We start from the raw sequence: 18,335 nt of genomic DNA on the forward strand, positions 1-18,335 counted from the left end.
GGTATGCGGCGGTGACGCTGCTCCGCGGACACCTGGCACCCGCACCCCGAACCCTGGTCGAGATCTTCGCGGAGACCGTCGCGCTGTCGCCCGACGCTCCTGCGCTGGACAACGGCGCGAGCGTCCTGACGTACAGCGAGTTCCACGAGGTGAGCGAGCAGGTCGCGGCCGAGCTCAATGACCTGGGCATCGGGCGCGGCGACCGGGTGGGCCTCCGGCTGAGGTCAGGGACCGCGGACCTCTATGTCGCGGTCATGGGGGTCCTGATGGCGGGGGCGGCCTACGTGCCAGTTGACGCCGACGACCCCGGCGAACGCGCCCGCACGGTCTTCGCCGAGGCGCAGGTGGCTGCCGTGATCACGGACGACCTCACCATCGAGCCGAGCGCGGGGTCACGCGTCCGTGCGGCTGTCGAGGCTCAGGACCCCGAGGTGACCGACGACGCGTGGATCATCTTCACCTCGGGTTCGACCGGGGTTCCCAAGGGCGTCGCGGTGACCCACCGTTCGGCCGCCGCCTTCGTGGACGCCGAGGCGGGCCTGTTCGTCCAGGACAGTCCCTTGGGCGTGGGGGACCGGGTGATGGCCGGACTGTCGGTGGCCTTCGATGCCTCGTGCGAGGAGATGTGGCTCGCGTGGCGGTATGGCGCGTGCCTCGTCCCGGCGCCGCGGTCCTTGGTGCGCAGCGGGATGGAGCTCGGGCCCTGGCTGGTCGCCAACGCGATCACGGTGGTCTCGACCGTGCCAACCCTGGCGGCGCTGTGGCCCACGGACGCCCTGGCCGCGGTGCGACTGCTCGTCCTCGGTGGTGAGGCGTGCCCGCCCGAGATCGGCATCCGGCTGGCAACCCCTGGCCGCGAGGTGTGGAACACCTACGGCCCCACCGAGGCCACCGTCGTCTCGTGCGCCGCACGCCTCACCGGGGAGGGACCGGTGCGAATCGGCTTGCCCCTCGATGGCTGGGACCTCGCCGTCGTCGACCCGGCGGGCACGCCCGTGGGCGAGGGAGCGACTGGCGAGCTGATCATCGGCGGGGTGGGCCTGGCCCGATACCTCGATGCCGACAAGGACGCCGAGAAGTTCGCCCCGTTGCCCACCCTCGGCTGGGAGCGGGCGTACCGCAGCGGCGACCTCGTGCGCAACGACGCGCAGGGGCTGGTCTTCGTCGGACGAGCAGACGACCAGGTGAAGGTGGCCGGCCGGCGGATCGAGCTGGGCGAGGTGGACAGCGCCCTGCTCTCCCTGCCAGGCGTGACGGGAGCGGCCACCGCAGTGCGTCGCACCGGTGCCGGACACGCGATGCTGGTCGGCTACGTCGTCGTCACCGAGGCCTTCGACCTCGACAGCTCCGTGGCTCACCTCCGCGCGACGATGCCGGGCCCGCTGGTGCCGAGGCTGGCGGAGGTCGACGCCCTGCCCACCCGGACCTCGGGGAAGATCGACCGCGATGCCCTGCCGTGGCCGGTGGCGACGTTGGGGGGCAAGGGCATCCAGCCAGCCCGCCTCGAGGGCACCGCCGCCTGGCTGCAGGAGCTCTGGCTGGAGATCCTCGGCGCGGTCGTCTCAGGTCCGGCCGACGACTTCTTCGACATCGGGGGAGGCAGCTTGTCGGCCGCCCACCTGGTGTCCCGGCTGCGGGAACGGTTCCCGGAGGTGACGGTGGCCGATGTGTATGACGCGCCTCGCCTCGGGGACTTGGCGCGCCTCCTCGACGACCTGGCGGTGCCCGCCGCCGCGCAGGACCGGAACGTCCGTCCGGTCCCCGCGAGTACCCAGATCGGCCAGGTGGCTTTCACCATCCCGCTGCGAACCCTCACGGGCCTGCGGTGGTCGGTCTGGGTGGCCGCCGCCAACAACGTCGTCGGGCACGGGTGGGGGATGACCTGGCTTCCGCAGGTGCCGTGGTGGCTGGTCGTGGTGGGATGGCTGGCCCTGGTGACCCCCCGCCGGTCGGCTCGCGCTCAGCGCGCTCGGGGCTCGGCTGCTGCTGCACGGCGTCGGGCCGGGGCAGTACCGCCGAGGCGGCCGGGTCCACCTTCGGCTGTGGGCTGCCGAGCGCCTCACCGACGAGCTGGGGGCGGCAAACCTCGCCGGCGCCCCGTGGATGCGGCTGTACGCCCGGGCCCTGGGATCGCAGGTGGGCCGACACGTGGACCTCCACGCCATACCCCCCGTCACCGGGCTCGCCTCCTTTGGGGACGAGTGCTCGGTCGAGCCGGAGGTCGACCTCGCCGGCCATTGGCTCGACGGCGACCTGCTGCTCATCGGCCGGGTCGACATCGGTGCAGCGGCCCGGATCGGCGCTCGAAGCACGCTCGCCCCGGGATGCTCGGTGGGGGCGCGCGCCGAGGTGGCGCCGGGTTCGGCGGTCTTCGGCGCCATACCCGCTGACCAGTCCTGGGCCGGCGCGCCCGCCAGGCGGACGGGCCGCGCTCGCGGTCCCTGGGACGACCGGCGCCCACCCAACCGCTCGCTGTGGCTCGCGGCATACGCGGCCGTGGCGGTGGTGATCTCCCTGCTGCCGGCTGCATCGGTCGCAGCTGGCGTCGCCAGCGTCTCGGCACCCCTGCGCGCCGCGACCGACCTGCATTCCGCAGTGACCGCGAGCGTGGTCTGGCTTCCGGTCGCCACCGGGGTGGGGCTGGTCGTCCTGGCCCTCTTGGTCGCCGCCCTCGTCCGGCTCCTCGGTCTCGGACTCACCAGCGGACACCACCCGATCCATGGTCGCCAGGCCTGGCAGGCGTGGTCGACGATCCGGGTCCTGGACGAGGCCCGCACGTGGCTGTTCCCGCTCTACTCCAGCAGCCTCACGCCGGCGTGGCTGCGACTGCTGGGGGCACGAGTCGGGCGCGACGTGGAAGCCTCGACCGTCCTGCTCATCCCCAAGCTGACCACCGTCAACGACGGAGCGTTCCTGGCCGACGACACCCTGCTCGGTGGCTACGAGCTCGGCGGGGGGTGGCTGCGCGTCGAGCACGTCAAGGTCGGCAAGCACGCGTTCGTCGGCAACTCCGGCATGACCGCGCCGGGACGACGGGTGCCCAAGCGAGGTCTGGTGGCCGTGCTCTCGGCGGCACCACGCCGGACCAAGGCCAAGCCCGGCACGTCGTGGCTCGGCAGTCCGCCCACCAGGCTGCGCCGTCCCACCGAGTCGGGTGACACGAGCCGCACCTACGACCCCCGCGCCGGCTGCGCGTGGCCAGGGCGTTGGTCGAGGTATGCCGGCTGGCGTCCGTCATGGTCCACGTCGCGATCTGCATCGGGGTCGTCGCCTTCACCGAGGGCATGGCCATCGAGCTCGGCTGGGTCGTGGCCTCCCTCACCACGGGCCTCGCCCTGCTCGCGGCGGGCGCGGTGGCAGCATTCGTGGCGACAGCGGCCAAGTGGCTGCTGGTCGGGCGGATCGGGGCGCGGGAGTTCCCGTTGTGGAGTGCGTTCGTCTGGCGCAACGAGCTGGCTGACACCTTTGTCGAGGTGGTCGCCGCACCGTGGTTCGCACGGGCGGCGACAGGCACGGTGGTCCTCAACGTCTGGCTCCGCAGCATGGGTGCCCGGATCGGGCGCGGCGTCTGGTGCGAGACCTACTGGCTGCCCGAGGCGGACCTGGTCACCCTGGAGGACGGCGTCACCGTGAACCGGGGGTGTGTCGTGCAGACGCACCTGTTCCACGACCGGCTCCTGAGCATGTCCCCGGTCACGATGCGCACCGGTTCGACGCTCGGCTCGAACGGCGTCATCCTCCCGGCGGCGGTCATCGGGCGACACGCTACGGTCGGACCCGTGTCCTTGGTGATGAGAGGCGAGTCGGTGCCTGACGGAACGCGCTGGATCGGCAACCCGATCGGCCCGTGGCTGGCAGACGAGGACGAGGCGCGAGCACGGTGATCGGGGGAGCGGACGACTACCTCCCCGGGCATGGTGACCTCAGCTTCGACGTCGAGCACTACGACCTGCAGCTCGACTACACCGTCCGGACCAACTACCTCTCGGCGCACGCCACCCTGCGCTGCCGGTCGGTCGGGGCCGCCACCAGGTTCAGCCTCGACCTGCACGACCTGCTCGTCACCAAGGTGACCGTCCAGGGAGCCCGGCCCCGCAAGTACCTGCACCGCGCAGGCAAGCTCGTCATCGAACCGGCCTCGCCCCTGGTCCAGGGCCAGACGTTCACCGTGACGGTCGCGTACCACGGGCACCCCACCACGGTTGCGGGGCCGGACGGGGCCGGCTGGGAGGAGCTCACGGACGGCGTCATCGTGGCTGGACAGCCCGACGGGGCGCCGACCTGGTTCCCCCTGCAACGACCGGGCGTCGAGCAAGGCGAGCTACCGGTTCGAGCTCTCGACGCCGGCGGCATACACCGCGGTGGCGAACGGCTCCCTGGTCGGCAAGCACACCGGGTCGAGCCGGACCGTCTGGGTGTACGAGCAGGCCGAGCCGATGTCGACCTACCTCGCCACGGTGCAGATCGGGCGGTACCGAGCCAGCAGGCTCGAGGGGGCATCCGTCCCGATGACGGTCCACGCGCCGGCTCGGCTCAGGGCCGGCGTCGACCTCGCGCTGGCACGACAGGGCGAGATGCTGCAGACCTTCGCCTCGTTGTTCGGGCCCTACCCGTTCCCGGCGTACACCGTGGTGGTGACCGACGACGTGCTGGAGATCCCGCTGGAGTCCCAGACCCTGTCGACCTTCGGGGCCAACCACCTGCGTACCGACTGGCAGAGCCAACGGCTGATTGCCCACGAGCTGGCTCACCAGTGGTTCGGCAACGCGCTGACGGCGGGTGAGTGGCGCGACATCTGGCTGCACGAAGGGTTCGCCTGCTACAGCGAGTGGCTCTGGTCCGAGTGGTCAGGCGGCCGCCCCGCCCAGCGCCACGCAGACGAGCACTGGCGCAGGTTGTCCGCGCTGCCGCAGGACCTCATCCTCGCTGACCCGTCCCGGGCCAGGATGTTCGACGACCGGGTCTACAAGCGCGGCGCCCTGCTCCTGCACGCACTGCGCCTCCGGCTGGGCGACGCCCTGTTCTTCGACGTGCTGAGGACCTGGGTGGATGCCCACCGCTACGGCACGGTCAGCACCGCCGCCTTCACCGAGCACGTGTCCGCGGCCGCCGACGCGGCGGGGGTCGGCGTGCGCCAGCTGCTCCAGGCCTGGCTCTTCTCGCCGCAGCTGCCCGAGCTGCCCAGAGCGGTCACGGGGGCCTGAGCGAGATCTCTGGATTCAAGGTTCCCGGTCCGTTGGGAACCTGTTCACCTCGACGACATGTGCTCCCCGCCGGCCGGATCACCCAGCGAATAGCGTGGCTGTCACGGCATTGCAGCGATGCCCCGCAAACCAAAGGAGTTCGTCGATGACTTCCCCAACAGCGTCCCGTCGGGGGCGGATCCCACTTCTCACCTCGGCCGTCGGCGCCGCCCTGCTCGTCGCTGGAGTTCCCGCACTCGCGGCGACCCCCTCCGGACCAGGCGCGTCGCCCCATGGCAACCACGGGGCGGCGACGACGACGCCGATCAAGCACCTCGTGGTGATCTACCAGGAGAACGTCTCCTTCGACCACTACTTCGCGACCTATCCGCATGCCGCGAACACCCCCGGCGAGCCACGCTTCGTCGCCAAGCCCGGCACGCCCACTGTCAACGGTCTGGGCCCCTCCCTCCAGGCGCCCAACAACCCGAACTCGGTGCAGCCGTTCCGCCTCGGCCGGAACCAGGCGCAGACCTGCGACCAGGACCACAACTACACCGACGAGCAGAAGGCGTTCGACGCCGGCGCCATGGACAAGTTCGTCGAGACCGTCGGCCGCGGCGCCGGCACCTGTGCCGACTACGGCACCGGCAAGGGCCTGGTCATGGGCTACTACGACGGCAACACCGTCACCGGGCTGTGGAACTACGCGCAGCACTTCGCGATGAGCGACAACTCGTACTCGAGCACCTTCGGGCCCTCCACGCCGGGGGCGCTCAACCTCATCTCGGGCCAGACCCACGGCTTCACGACCGACGGCACGGCGGTGCCGGCCACCAGCAGCACGGTCATCGGTGACCCGCAGCCCACCGGCGACAAGTGCGACACCCGCGACACGAGCAGCACCGTGCCCGGGTCCACGAACAAGAACGTCGGTGACCTGCTCAACGCCAAGGGGATCAGCTGGGGTTGGTTCCAGGGCGGCTTCGCCGACTGCGCCGCCACCCACACGGATGTCGGCGGGGTCAGCAGCAAGGACTACATCCCCCACCACGAGCCGTTCCAGTACTACCCCAGCACGGCCAACCCCCAGCACACGCCGCCGGCCTCCGTCGCCGAGATCGGCCACGCCGGCGCGGCCAACCACCAGTACGACCTGACCAGCTTCTGGGCCGCGGTGAAGGCCGGAACCATGCCCTCGGTCAGCTACCTCAAGGCCGCGGCATACCAGGACGGGCACGCCGGGTACTCCACCCCGCTCGACGAACAGCGCTTCCTCGTCGACACGGTCAACCGGCTCCAGAAGACCCCTGACTGGAAGAACACCGCCGTCGTCGTCGCCTACGACGACAGCGACGGCTGGTACGACCACCAGATGTCGCCGATCGTCAACCAGTCGCAGGACCCGACCGACGCGCTGACCGCGCCAGGGCAGTGCGGCGCCAACCCGGCCCGCGTGGCCGGTGGGTACCAGGACCGGTGCGGCTACGGCCCCCGCCAGCCGTTGCTGGTCATCTCGCCCTACGCCAAGGCCAACTTCGTCGACCACACGATCACCGACCAGAGCTCGATCCTGAGGTTCGTCGAGGACAACTGGAACACCGGCCGCATCGGCGACAGCTCGTTCGACGCCAAGGCCGGCAGCCTGGACAACCTGTTCGCCTTCACCGGCGGACCGCGCGCCGACGGTCCTCTGGTGCTCGACCCGACCACCGGTCAGCCGAACAACCGCTAGCTCGAAGGCGTGGCCGGGACACCGAGGCAACGGTGTCCCGGCTGCGCAGCACGTCGTCCCGGAGGCGGCCCGCGTCCGAGGGGTGCGCCACTGGTCGCTCACTGTTCACCCGCCTGACGCCTCAGCGATTCGAGGGTGGACCTGGGCCTCCCTACCGTGACTGACATGAACCGTCGTACGCCGCCATCTGCCCTGGTCGCCGCCGTCATCGTGTGCGCGGCCGCCGCCGCCGCTCCAGGTGTGAGCGCTGTCGCCGCGTCCACCTCGCCGACGCTCGACCTGGGTCCCCGCGGACTCGTCGAGACCCGGACCGTGCGCACGATCGAGCCTGGCGTCACCGTCACCCACATCACCCGCGGCGTGGCTGACCCGTCGGTCCGGTGGGTGGTCGAGGTGAGCATCCCGAGCACCGGCACGAGCCCCGACCCGGACGCTCCGGCGCGGTCGATCCAGGACGAGGCCAGCGCGCGAGCGTATGCCGACAAGCTCACCGCGGCCGGGTTCCCGTCGACGGCACAGTCGGTGACCCAGCCGGCCACGGCGGACGTCCCCGCTGGGGTGCTCGGCTGGCGGGTCCGGCTCGACTCCACCTACGCCACGCAGGCATCGGCCAGCGCCGAGGTCGCCCAGCTCACGAGCGCCGGGTTCACCGGCCGCGCCTGGTATGCCGGGTGGGACGGCACGTCGAGCGCTCGCGGCCCGTGGACGGTCAACGTGCTCACCATCGACCCCCAGCGGTTCCATGGGCAGCTGGGCAGCACCTTCGGCCCGACCATCGAGGCGCGGGAGAAGACCTCCTGGTTGGCCGGGTACACCAAGGCCAAGGCCGCCGTGAACGGTGGCTTCTTCGTGCTCGACCCCGCTGCTGGCGCGCCCGGCGACCCGGCGGGCGCGGGGGTCTACAACGGCGTGCTCGAGTCCGAGCCCGTCGGAACCCGTCCTGTCCTGGTGCTGGGGTCCGATGCTCGCCACACCGAGGTCACGCGTCCCACCTGGCGAGGCGACGCGGTGCTCCCCTCGGGCACGGTCGAGCTCGACGGGCTGAACCGCGTGCCGGGACTGATCCGGAACTGCGGCGGAGACGGCGGCGACCTGCCCACCGCCCTGCCGCGGCACGACACCACCTGCACCGATCCCAACGAGCTGGTTCTCCTCACGCCGGCCTACGGCGCGTCGACCCCGGCCGGGCCCGGGGCCGAGGCAGTGCTCGACAGCCAGGGCCGCGTCGTGCGCACGCTGACCCAGCGCGGTGCCGCCCTGGGCGCAGGCGAGACGTCCCTGCAAGGCATCGGCAACCTCGCCCCGGTCGTCGCAGGACTGCATCGGGGTCAGCGCGTCCGCGTCGAGACCAGCCTGCGGGACGGCACGCAACCGTTGACCCGACCGGGAACCAGCGTCGTCAACGGCGGGCCGGAGCTCGTCCGCCACGGCACGGTGCACATCACCCAGCGCCAGGACGGCATGGTCCACCCGGGCGAGCCGAGCTTCGCCTACGGATGGGTGCTCCAGCGCAACCCGCGGACCTTCGCCGGGGTCGACGCCCAGGGCCGGACCGTGCTGGTCACGGTCGACGGCCGGCAGCTCGACCAGCTCGGGCTGTCGATCCCTGAGGCCGCAGCTGTGGCGCGCTCGCTGGGCATGGTGGACGCCATCAACCTCGATGGCGGTGGCTCGACGGCGATGGTCGTCGGCGGCCAGGTCGTCACGCATCCCTCGGACGCCACCGGAGAGCGCCCGGTCGGCGACGCGATCACCGTGCGCTGACCGAACCTCGGGTCACATCTCGATGCTCGGGTGCATCCGTCGGTGACCGGCGCGCCGTGGCCTACGTCCTGGACACCCAGCGGGCCGCGGTGCGGGGTCGTGGCAGGTGCTTCCACGCCTGCTGGAACTCGTCCTCGGTGTGCTCGGCCCGCAGCCGTTCCAGGCCGAGGAGGAGTCCGAACGTGAAGCCGTTCTCACCGTTGAGGAACGCCTGCGCGCCGAGCTGACGGAGTCGCTGGCGGGCGACGACGGTGTCGTGGTGGTGGCCCAGCGCCTGCTGGACGGCCTTGGCGCGCCTGGCGAGCTTCTTCGCGCGGCGGCCACCGGCAGGCGTGGCGAGCTCGGCGGCATACCGGAGCCGCTTGGCCTTCTTCCGGGCTTCATGCATCGCCACGTCATGGCGATCGGGGTCGCCCTCGGCCACCGCCTTGACGGCGCGTTGCAGCCGCTTGGCGTCGCGCTTCACGAGGTCGGCCAGGACTGAGCGCGCCTTGGGGTGCGAGGCCGCCGCCAACGACAGATCGGCGGTCAGCGCGTCGAGGGCGTCGAGGAGTCGGTAGTAGCGGGTGGAGTCGAGCGCCTCTCGCGCTACGGCGAGACCCTGTCTCTGCTCGTGGAGCAGCTCGAGCCGGAGGCGGCTGCGGACCGGGCCGAGCACCAGCTCGCGAGGTTGGGCGTCGAGGGCCGCCTCGAGGTGCTCGCGGATCACCTGCGCGTCACGGGCCGGGCCGAGCACCTGGCCGAGCCAGCGGAGCTCCTGGCGGAGCGCGTCGGGCGGCTGCGTGAACAGCGGTTTCGCGGTGGTCAACGCGGACCGTAGCCGGCGGGTCGCGATCCGCATCCGGTGCACACCGTCGGGCGAGCCACTGCGGAGCGCCGCGTCCTGCTCGTGCAGGGCGGAGATCTGGCGGACCAGCCGCGTGCGCAGCAGTTCACCCACGTCGGCGGCGGGCGCGGGCTTCGTTGCGCGCCGCGGTCGCTCCTGTGGCCGCTCTCGCCCGTGGTGCGCGACGACCCGGCCGAGCTTCGAGCGGTGGTCGGATCGGCGTGCGCCGGAGTCCAGGAGGAACGGCTCGATCGAGGCCAACACCGGACGCGGCGACCTGCCCTCGACGACCTCGAGCTCCCACTCGCGCCAGTTCGGCGTGTCCGGGTCGTCTGGCCCCTCGTGGTCGTCTGGTCCGTCGTGGTCGTGGTCGTGGTCGGTCAGCAGCCATCGGGAGGACACCTGGTCGTCGCACAGCGTCGCCACCGCCTCGTCGCGGTCGGTCAACGTATACGTGGTGCGGTTCGTGGTGAGGGTCGCCACGGGCACCAATGCTCGATCGCGGACGATGGCGCGCACCGGGTCGACGACCTTGGCCGGGACCACCTTGGTGGCTCGGCCCAGGGGGTGCCGGATCTCGGTCTTCTCGTCGCGGCCGCGCGGGACCTTCACGTGCCAGCCTTCATCGTCCCCACCGGTGCGCCGGCGCAGGGTGATCCCCCGACGGTGGAGGTCCAGCGCCGGGGTGTCGAAGTACACCGCTTCGAGCCGCAGCTGCGTGACCGGGCCGACGACGTAGCCCAAGTCGGGTCGGTCCACCGGCAGCGTGGCGGAGTCGGCCACGTCGTACTTGCGCTCGGTCTCGACGTGCCTCGAAGTCGCCACAGTCCATCGTCCCGCAGGAGCCGTCGGCTCGGAAGTGCCACGCTCGGCAGGACGATGTCCTACCCCTCAGCCGCCGGAGGGGCCTGAGCCGACCAGGCGCTGCCGGTCGCCGCTTCGCTTCGCGAGCTCACGGAGCCGGTCCCGGGAGGCCCGCTCGACCAGCAGCGGAACGTAGTCGCGAACGGGACCGTCCAGGACGGCATACACGTCGTCCACGACGGCGCGCACCGTCGACGGGGCCACGGTGGGGAAACGGGCAGACAGTCCTTGCCGAACCTGCTCGAGGGCAGTGGCCTCATCGACTCCGGTCACGGGTGAAGCGTCCACCCGGCGGTGCCACAGATCAAGACCGCTGGCGCGAACCCGACACGGAGCGACGCGGTGCCTGTGGTGATGTGGGGTGGCGCCGGCGGACCAGGGTCCACCCGACGGCGACGACGAGGGCGAGGCGCGCGAGGCACCGCGCGCACACCACGGGCCGCGGACCCGGGCCGGTCAGGGGTGGGCTCAATGGTGGGCTCAATGTCGGGCTCAGGGGTGGGCTCAGGGGTGGGCTCAGCGCAGGCCTCCCTTCCCGTCGGCCGGAGCGCAGCCGTCGAGCAGCGGGTGCACGCTCCAGGAGTTCTCGGGCTGGTTCTGGGCAGCCCAGACCGCCTGCTGCTGCGGGGTGAGCGAGGCCAGCTGTGGCGCGGACAGGCCACCGGGCTGCCGCGGGTCGGGTGGCGGCGGGGCTTCGCTGACCAGGCGGCACCACCGCTCGTGCGTGGCCCTGATCTGCGCCGAGACCGATGCCGGCAGCGCGGCCCGGGGGTCGTACCCCACGTCTGTCGGTGGTGTCACCGACACGTCCGCCGCTGGCCGCAGCTCCGGGGGGAGCTGGCCCGGCGGCGTCATGAGCTTCTGGATCGACTTCACGGGATGCAGCTCGGTGTGCCCTGAGTGGCCGGCGTCCCAGTCCCAGCGCCCCTTGACGATGACCACGTCGCCCACGTGGATCTGCTTGGCGACCGGCCCGGTGATGAACAGGTCGTCGAAGGCCTGCGCGGCCTCCCACGCGGTCGCGAACGCCGCCGCCATCGCAGGAGCAAGCGCCAGGGCGATGGGGATGGCGATGAGGTCCTCGACGATGCTGCACACGGCGTCGACGATCTTGTCGACGGGCCAGGGCATCCACGACGCGACCGCGTGGCAGGCCTCGCCCGGACTCGGTCCGCCGCCTGGCACCTTGCCCTGCAGGAGGTCCAGGAACGGCTTCATGGCCTGGCAGACGAAGCAGATCCGCGAACCCTCGCACTCGCAGTGCAGCACGGGCAGCGAGACCCACTGGTCCGGCGGTCCCGGCGGGGCGGGCCACTCGTCGCTCGGCGGCTTGTCCCACAGCTTGTGGAGGTTGTCGCCCTCGCGGCCGGCATCGACGACGTCGCCGCCCTCGAGCTTCCACAGCACGCCGTACCCGTCCACGGGCCAGGTCGCCGTGCCCCGCGGCTGGCTCTTCTTGAACGGCCACCCGGGCGCGCCGGTCTGGTCGACGGGGGCCGGCAGCGGTGTGGGGCTGGGGGAGTCGACCATGAGCCAGCCGAGCGGGCCGTTCCGGACGGTGTCGTCGCGGACCAGGTGGGGGTCGACGATGGTGCCGGGAGCGACCGGGGAGTAGGTGCGGAAGTCGCGGGGCTCGAACGGCGCAAGGAGCAGGTTGAACGAGAAGTCGTTGTCGAGGGCCTCGATGCCCGACTTGCCGGCGCCGACTGCCTCGAGCCCGACCACGACCCCGATCCCGCACTCGTCGGCACCGCCTGCCAGGCAGACGAGCTTGCCGCCGAGCAGGTAGTCGCACAGGAGGAACTCGAGGGTCGCCGGGATGCCTGAGCCCAGGATCCCCGGGACGTCCTTGTAGTCCTTGCGGTCGACGCAGTGGGTGTACTGCCCCGGTGGCGAGATGATCGGACCGGTGTCAACCATCATCGGCTCCCCCTCGAAACCATCAACCGCTCCCGTCGACGTAGAGCGTGACTCCGCCGAGGAGGTCTGGTCCGCTCTCGGCGTGCAGGTTGATCGCCTGCCGCCCCAGGTACCCGTCCGGCGAGGTGATGTCGACCGTGACGTCCCGCTGCTCTCCGGGTGAGAGGTCGAGCTCGGCGGGTTGCACGTCGACCCGCCAGCCCTCCGGCACCGGCCACGCGGCCGGGTCGTGCCGGGCGAGCCGGGCGTGCTGGTCGCGGTGGTCGCGGTGGTCCTTGCCCTGACGACCCCCGTCGCCGCACGGGTCGAGCGGGGGGATGACGTAGCTGTCCGTGCGCAGCCGGACGACGACCTGCGTGCGCCGGTCGTTCCGGACCGGGAAGGTGAACGCCGCGTGCGGGGAGTTCAGCTTCTTGACGTCGGTGTTGGACTGGCCGAGGTTGTTGCCCGGCTCTGCATCGTCGTCCCAGAGCAGCTGCACCTGCAGGCAGTAGTGGCCCGCGGTGGTGGGGGTGTGCCAGGCGACCGTGGCGTATGCCGGGCAGCCCGCTGCTCCCTTGACGGGCAGGTCCACCGAGGTGAGCCCGACGTCGTGGCGCACCGTGGCGACGCCGAACTCGAGGTAGGACACCTTCACGGGCAGACCCGGCGCGGGCGCCGTGGTGGAGCCGTTCCAGATCCGCGCGACCACCAGGTAGTCGGTGTCCGGCAGCAACGAGTGCGCGTCGACCGGGACGCCGGGCGCGGCCGCGAGCTCGACGTGGATGTCGGGGTTGTCCCAGGTGACTGCCAGCCCCTGCGCCTGGAGGAACTGCTGGCTGTAGATCATCGGGTCGGGTTGCCGGTACGCCCATGGCGGGACGACGCCGTCAGCCGGCTTGCCCCGGTCGCGGCCCGCCAGCCGGCACAGCCGCAGGAGCTCCTTGACGAGCCAGAGGAGCCAGCCCGCGGCGAGGGCACGCCACAACCAGCGCAGCCAGCCGGACCGGCATACGCACGGCGCGCAGCCGCACACGCCGCAGCGGGACCTGGGGCGGCGCATCCTCGGCCGCGTCCTAGCCGGCCTCGGGTGCACCGGAGCCGGCCCGCCACGTGCGCCACTGCCTGCCGGCCAGCAGCGCGAGGACGAGTGCGGCGGCGAGGAGCGCGCTGACGACCAGCCACTCCGCGGACCCGGAGTGCTGGTCGGGGTCCACCCCGAAGATCCCCTCGATCCAGTCCCTCCAGACCAGGGTCGCCACGGCCAGGGCCGCCGCTGCGCCCGCGAGGGCGCTCTCGATCCAGAACGACGGGCGCGACTTCGGGTTCACGTTCGGGCCTCCCAGCGGCTGGCGGCCCGGCGGCCGGGCCGCGCCAACACCATTCGAAGTGTTCCACCGGTGCGAGCCGTCGGCTAGTGCTTGCACGACCGAGAACGACCGCGGTGAGGCGTTCGCGATCTCGGCTGGCGGACCCGCTGAACTGGTCTTACGGTGATCCACGGTTCGGGCAAACAGCCCGGTCACCCACAGCACTCCCGCGAGCTGGTGCCCCGAGAGTGCCGTCATCGAAGAGGGGTCCTATGAAGATCACGTCCCGTGCGGTGCTGGTCGCCGCCGTGGCGGCCGGTGCACTGGCCGCAGCTCCACTCGCCGCCGCGACGGCTGGGGCGTCGCCCGGAGGGTCCGGAACCGGCCCGTCCAACGACGCCCGGTTCGCCACTGCCGGAAGCGTCACGCCGGCCTACGGCGCCCGCACGATCCCGCACTGGTCGTTCACCTACACCGACCCGACGAACTCGCAGTCCTACACCGCGACCATGGTGGGTTCCGACCCGCGACAGGGTGGCTCCACGACGGTGAAGACCGAGATCATCCCGCTCGAGTTCACGTTCGTGGCCGCCGGCCAGGACATGTCCGCGGTGAGCGCTCTCTACGGCTACGACGCCAAGGCGCAGAACTGGGATGCCGACCCGACGGCGGGCACGCCGAGCGACGTCGACAAGACGCTCGCCTCCCCGATCTTCCGGAGCAACACCTACGACCCCGATCTCGGTGGTGACACCGGCCAGTACGGCGACGTGTTCATGCGCGCGCAGTTCAACAAGATCGGCAGCGGCTACCACGTCAACCTCGCCAACAGCTCGGTCCTGCCCAAGCAGACCATCGCCGTGCCCGCCACCAAGGGCGTTGCGTACCAGCGCTTCTCCGGCGCCGTCGCCGGGATCGCCGACAGTGCCTGGTTCTCGACCAAGCTGCAGCAGCTGATGGGTTCGCTGCAGATCGACCCGACCACCGTGCCGATCTTCCTCACCCACAACGTGCTGTTGTACGACGGTCACGGCAACTACACGAACTGCTGCACGCTGGGCTACCACGGCGCGGCCATGCCACTCGGCCACGGCGCGGGTCAGACCAACGGCCAGGGCAACAACCCGGTGCAGACGTTCATCTACGCGGCCTACACCACGCCGAACACCTACACCGGATTCTCGCCGACCACGTCGCCCCGGCGGGGCATCGCCGACATCCACGCGCTGTCCCACGAGGTCGCGGAGTGGCTGGACGACCCGTTCGTCAACAACAGGGTCCAGCCCTGGCTGACGCCGACCGCCCCCCAGTACGGCTGCACGTCGTCCCTCGAGACCGGCGACCCGGTCGTCGGCGTCTGGTTCCCGCTGGCCGGCAACCCCGACCCGGCGGCGAACAACGTCTGGCACCCGGAGGACGAGGTGAACGCCAACTGGTTCACCCGTGACGGCACGACCCCCTGGGTCTGCGGTCGTGGGACGGCCGGTACACCTTCATGGGACCGCGCACTACCGCGATTCCTTCTCCCGGGTACGACGGGTTCGCCCACGTCGCGACTGGCTGCTGAGCTCGACCGCTGAACACCGGGGCCTCACCGCGCAGGCGGTGGGGCCTCGGTCGCGTTGTCGGGCCAAGCGCCGGCTCGCGGGTTGGCTTAGCGTGGAGCCATGCGGCTCACCCATCTCGGCCACGCCAGCCTGCTCGTCGAAACGGCGGACGCTCGGATCCTGCTCGATCCGGGGGTGTGGTCACCGGGCGCGCACGGTCAACGCGACCTCGATGCTGTCCTCGTGACCCACCAGCACCCTGACCACCTCGACCAGGACCGGTTCCCCGACCTGCTGCGAGCCAACCCGGGGGCCCGTCTCATCACCGACCCTGACACGGCGATGCTGTTGCGCGACAAGGGAATCGACGCCGAAGCGTGTGGCCCCGGCGACGCCACGGAGCTGAAGGGTGTCACGATCACCGGCGTGGGTGAGCTGCACGCCCTGATCCACGACGAGCTCCCGCGCATCCACAACACCGGCATGCGGCTGAGCGCCGACGGCGAGCCGACCTTCTTCCACCCCGGCGACGCCCTCGACGGCGAGCCGGGGCAGGTCGACGTCCTCGCCTTCCCGCTCAACGCACCGTGGCAGCGCAGTCGCGAGATGACCGCCTTCCTGCGGCGGCTGGAGGCCCCGCACGCGATCCCCGTCCACGACGGGCTGCTCAACGCCGCGGGCCGCAACCTCTACCTCACCCAGGCACGCACGCTGGGCTCGCCGCAGACCCAGGTGCACGACCTCGCCGACGGCCAGCCGCAGGTGTTCGCCGCGGGCCGGTGACGGGCCGCCATACGGGTCGAACGTCCCCAAGGGGACCATCTTCGTCGCCCGACCGAGGTAGCGTCGCGCCATGCCCCAGCCCGAACCGGCCCTGCGCCTGCGCGCCCTCACCAAGCGCTTCGGGCCGACGACCGCCGTCGACCAACTCGACCTCGACGTCCCGCGCGGGTCGTTCTACGGGCTGGTGGGTCCCAACGGGGCGGGCAAGACCACGACCCTGTCCATGGCGACCGGGCTGTTGCGCCCCGACGAAGGCACCGCCCACGTCCTCGGCGTGGACGTGTGGGCCGACCCGGTCGCCGCGAAGGCGAAGATCGGTGTGCTGCCCGACGGACTGCGCATCTTCGACCGCCTCACCGGTCGCCAGCTCGTGACATATGCAGGCCTGCTGCGAGGCATGCCGCGCGAGCTCGTCGAGCAGCGGGTCGAGGAGCTGCTCGTCGCCCTGGGCCTCACCGAGGCGCGGGACAAGCTCGTCATCGACTACTCCGCGGGCATGACCAAGAAGGTCACCCTGGCCTGTGCCCTGGTCCACGCACCGCGCCTCCTGGTCCTCGACGAGCCGTTCGAGGCCGTGGACCCCGTCTCGGCGCGGACCATCCGCGGCATCCTCGAGGGCTTCGCCGGCAGCGGCGGCACGGTCGTCCTCTCGAGCCACGTGATGGACCTCGTGGAGCGGATCTGCACCGACGTCGCGATCATCGTGGCCGGCCGGGTGCGCACGGCCGGCCCGCTCGAGGTCGTCCGTGAGGGGGGCCGGCTGGAGGACCGGTTCCTCGAGCTCGTCGGGGGCGCCACGGACGTGGAGGGTCTGGCGTGGTTGCGCACCTCCTCCGACTGAAGCTCGCCCTGCTGCGCAACGGCTTGCGCCGCGGCCTCGCCGCGGTCATCGGCTTGGTCGTGGGCCTGCTCTACGGCGGCGGCTTCGTCGCCGTCGCTGTCGTCGCCCTCGTCGCCCTGCGGGTCCAGCCCGATGCGCAGCTCGCCCGGACGGCGGTGGTTCTCGGCGGCGCCGGGTTGATGGTGGGCTGGGCGGTGCTGCCGGTCGTGCTCTTCGGCATCGACCCCACCCTGGACCCCGTGCGGTTCGCGACCTTCGCCGTCCCCGAGCGCACGCTAGCGTTCGGTCTCGTCCTGACCGGCCTCGTGGGACTGCCGGGCCTGGCCACCCTGGTGCTCGTCGGTGGCTCGGTCGTGGCGACCTCACGGGGTGTGCTGCCGGTGGTGGTCGGGGTGCTGGCGGGCGCGTGCGCGCTGTTCACCTGCGTGGTCCTGAGCCGGATCGTCACGGGGGCGACTGCGGCCGTCCTCGCGACCCGCCGTGGCCGGGACCTGGCGGGGCTCGGCGGGTTCCTCGTGATGCTCGCGCTCGGGTCGGTCGTCAGCCTCACCAGCGGCAGCGGGATGCAGCTGGGCGCGCTCCACCGAGCGGCCGACCTCGTCGCGTGGACCCCACTGGGATGGGTGTGGGCCGCTCCCGCCGACGCGGCGCTCGGCCACTGGGGAGTCGCCCTGCTCCGACTGGTGCTGGCCGCGGCCGCCGCGCTGGCGCTGTTCGAGGTGTGGCACCGCGTCCTCGTCGCCGCGCTGCGCAACCCGCGCACCTCGGCCGCCGAGGGCGGGAGTCGCCGCGGCCTCGGGCTGTTCGCACGGCTTCCCGGCACCCCGATGGGTGCCATCGCGGCGCGGGCCGGCACCTACTGGATGCGTGACCCACGGTTCAACTTCCCTGCGGTGATGACGATCCTGCTCCCGACCGGGCTGCTCGTGCCGGGCCTCGTGTCCGGCTCGCAGCTGGCCCTGCTCGCCATGCCGGTGTCCTCGGCATACCTCATCGGCTGGGGGCAGCACAACGACGTGGGGTACGACTCGACGGCCTTCTGGATGCACGTCGCCGCCGGGGTCGACGGTGTGAGCGACCGGCTCGGACGGCTGTTCCCGTCGGGTCTTATCGCGGTCGTCTGCGTGCCGGCGTATGCCGTGCTCGGCCCGCTCGTGGGCGCTCCCTGGCGCCTCCTGCCGGCCACCCTCGGAGCGGGGGTGGGCGTGGCGCTCAGCGGGTTCGCCGTCGCGTGCGTGACCAGCGCAGTGAAGCAGTATGCCGTTCCGGCGCCGGGGGAGAACCCGTTCAGCAGCCGCCCGGGCTCGGTCGGCGTCACCCTGGGTGTCCAGTCCATCTGCGGCGCGGCGGTCGTCACGCTGTCCGCGCCGGTGCTGGTCCTCGCCGCACTCGCGGTTCACGGTTGGCAGTGGGCCGCCTGGGCCGCGCTGGTCGTCGGACCGGTGGTCGGTGCCGGGGTCCTGACGGTGGGCGCGCGCGCCGGGGGCGCCCTCTTCCGCAGGCGCCAGGCCGATCTGCTCCAGGACCTCGTGTCGATGCGCTGAGTCGGCCCCGGGTCGGTGCGGGTCGACCTGCGGTCGCGC

12 protein-coding genes and 1 pseudogene are annotated in these 18,335 nt (G+C 71.8%); 8 read left to right on the forward strand and 5 right to left on the reverse strand.

Annotated elements, in window-relative coordinates:
- Nucleotides 1–11 precede the first annotated feature (11 nt).
- The 4 genes and pseudogenes from GKE56_RS02965 to GKE56_RS02980 all read left to right on the forward strand — a co-directional run bounded on the left by GKE56_RS02965 (nucleotide 12) and on the right by GKE56_RS02980 (nucleotide 8,682).
- A pseudogene (locus tag GKE56_RS02965) lies at nucleotides 12–3,884 on the forward strand (Pls/PosA family non-ribosomal peptide synthetase).
- A 318-nt stretch (nucleotides 3,885–4,202) separates the two neighbouring features.
- Complete coding sequence (locus tag GKE56_RS02970) at nucleotides 4,203–5,204, forward strand: M1 family metallopeptidase (RefSeq protein WP_230209147.1); 1,002 nt, start codon at nucleotides 4,203–4,205, stop codon at nucleotides 5,202–5,204.
- 145 nt (nucleotides 5,205–5,349) lie between these two features.
- Nucleotides 5,350–6,918, forward strand: coding sequence for a phospholipase C (locus GKE56_RS02975; protein WP_154683286.1), 1,569 nt, complete (start codon nucleotides 5,350–5,352; stop codon nucleotides 6,916–6,918).
- Nucleotides 6,919–7,083: 165 nt separating this feature from the next.
- A complete protein-coding gene (locus GKE56_RS02980; protein WP_154683287.1) occupies nucleotides 7,084–8,682 on the forward strand; it encodes a phosphodiester glycosidase family protein in 1,599 nt (532 codons plus the stop codon).
- A gap of 61 nt (nucleotides 8,683–8,743) precedes the next feature.
- Here GKE56_RS02980 and GKE56_RS02985 read toward each other — a convergent pair whose 3' ends face one another.
- From GKE56_RS02985 to GKE56_RS03005, 5 genes are all read right to left on the reverse strand, one after another.
- Nucleotides 8,744–10,333 (reverse strand): CYTH and CHAD domain-containing protein, encoded by a 1,590-nt coding sequence (locus GKE56_RS02985; protein WP_154683288.1) that lies wholly within the window; start codon nucleotides 10,331–10,333, stop codon nucleotides 8,744–8,746.
- A gap of 66 nt (nucleotides 10,334–10,399) precedes the next feature.
- Nucleotides 10,400–10,645, reverse strand: coding sequence for a three-helix bundle dimerization domain-containing protein (locus GKE56_RS02990; RefSeq protein WP_154683289.1), 246 nt, complete (start codon nucleotides 10,643–10,645; stop codon nucleotides 10,400–10,402).
- A 243-nt stretch (nucleotides 10,646–10,888) separates the two neighbouring features.
- On the reverse strand, nucleotides 10,889–12,292 hold the full coding sequence (locus GKE56_RS02995) for a hypothetical protein (RefSeq protein ID WP_154683290.1): 1,404 nt from the start codon (nucleotides 12,290–12,292) through the stop codon (nucleotides 10,889–10,891).
- Nucleotides 12,293–12,314: 22 nt separating this feature from the next.
- On the reverse strand, nucleotides 12,315–13,259 hold the full coding sequence (locus GKE56_RS03000; RefSeq protein ID WP_154683291.1) for a hypothetical protein: 945 nt from the start codon (nucleotides 13,257–13,259) through the stop codon (nucleotides 12,315–12,317).
- An 88-nt stretch (nucleotides 13,260–13,347) separates the two neighbouring features.
- Nucleotides 13,348–13,602 carry an ABC transporter permease gene (locus tag GKE56_RS03005; RefSeq protein WP_154683292.1) on the reverse strand — a complete coding sequence of 85 codons (255 nt, stop codon included), beginning with the start codon at nucleotides 13,600–13,602 and terminating at the stop codon, nucleotides 13,348–13,350.
- A 251-nt stretch (nucleotides 13,603–13,853) separates the two neighbouring features.
- On the opposite strand from GKE56_RS03005, the gene GKE56_RS03010 reads away from it, so the two are divergent.
- From GKE56_RS03010 to GKE56_RS03025, 4 genes are all read left to right on the forward strand, one after another.
- Nucleotides 13,854–15,161, forward strand: a complete 1,308-nt coding sequence (locus GKE56_RS03010) for a hypothetical protein (RefSeq protein ID WP_154683293.1) — start codon at nucleotides 13,854–13,856, stop codon at nucleotides 15,159–15,161.
- Nucleotides 15,162–15,248: 87 nt separating this feature from the next.
- A complete protein-coding gene (locus GKE56_RS03015; protein ID WP_154683294.1) occupies nucleotides 15,249–15,911 on the forward strand; it encodes an MBL fold metallo-hydrolase in 663 nt (220 codons plus the stop codon).
- A 70-nt stretch (nucleotides 15,912–15,981) separates the two neighbouring features.
- Complete coding sequence (locus GKE56_RS03020; RefSeq protein ID WP_154683295.1) at nucleotides 15,982–16,752, forward strand: ABC transporter ATP-binding protein; 771 nt, start codon at nucleotides 15,982–15,984, stop codon at nucleotides 16,750–16,752.
- Nucleotides 16,728–18,296, forward strand: a complete 1,569-nt coding sequence (locus GKE56_RS03025) for a hypothetical protein (RefSeq protein ID WP_154683296.1) — start codon at nucleotides 16,728–16,730, stop codon at nucleotides 18,294–18,296. Before GKE56_RS03020 ends, GKE56_RS03025 begins: the two co-directional genes overlap by 25 nt.
- Nucleotides 18,297–18,335: the final 39 nt, after the last annotated feature.

The organism is Nostocoides sp. HKS02, assembly GCF_009707485.1.
GTDB lineage: Bacteria > Actinomycetota > Actinomycetes > Actinomycetales > Dermatophilaceae > Pedococcus.

What these genes read in the sequence shown, in the direction of transcription:
- GKE56_RS02980 (WP_154683287.1), top strand. Translation starts at nt 7,084, where the DNA reads ATGAACCGTCGTACGCCGCCATCTGCCCTGGTCGCCGCCGTCATCGTG.
- GKE56_RS03010 (WP_154683293.1), top strand. Translation starts at nt 13,854, where the DNA reads ATGAAGATCACGTCCCGTGCGGTGCTGGTCGCCGCCGTGGCGGCCGGT.
- GKE56_RS02975 (WP_154683286.1), top strand. Translation starts at nt 5,350, where the DNA reads ATGACTTCCCCAACAGCGTCCCGTCGGGGGCGGATCCCACTTCTCACC.
- GKE56_RS03020 (WP_154683295.1), top strand. Translation starts at nt 15,982, where the DNA reads ATGCCCCAGCCCGAACCGGCCCTGCGCCTGCGCGCCCTCACCAAGCGC.
- GKE56_RS03015 (WP_154683294.1), top strand. Translation starts at nt 15,249, where the DNA reads ATGCGGCTCACCCATCTCGGCCACGCCAGCCTGCTCGTCGAAACGGCG.
- GKE56_RS02995 (WP_154683290.1), bottom strand. Translation starts at nt 12,292, where the DNA reads ATGGTTGACACCGGTCCGATCATCTCGCCACCGGGGCAGTACACCCAC.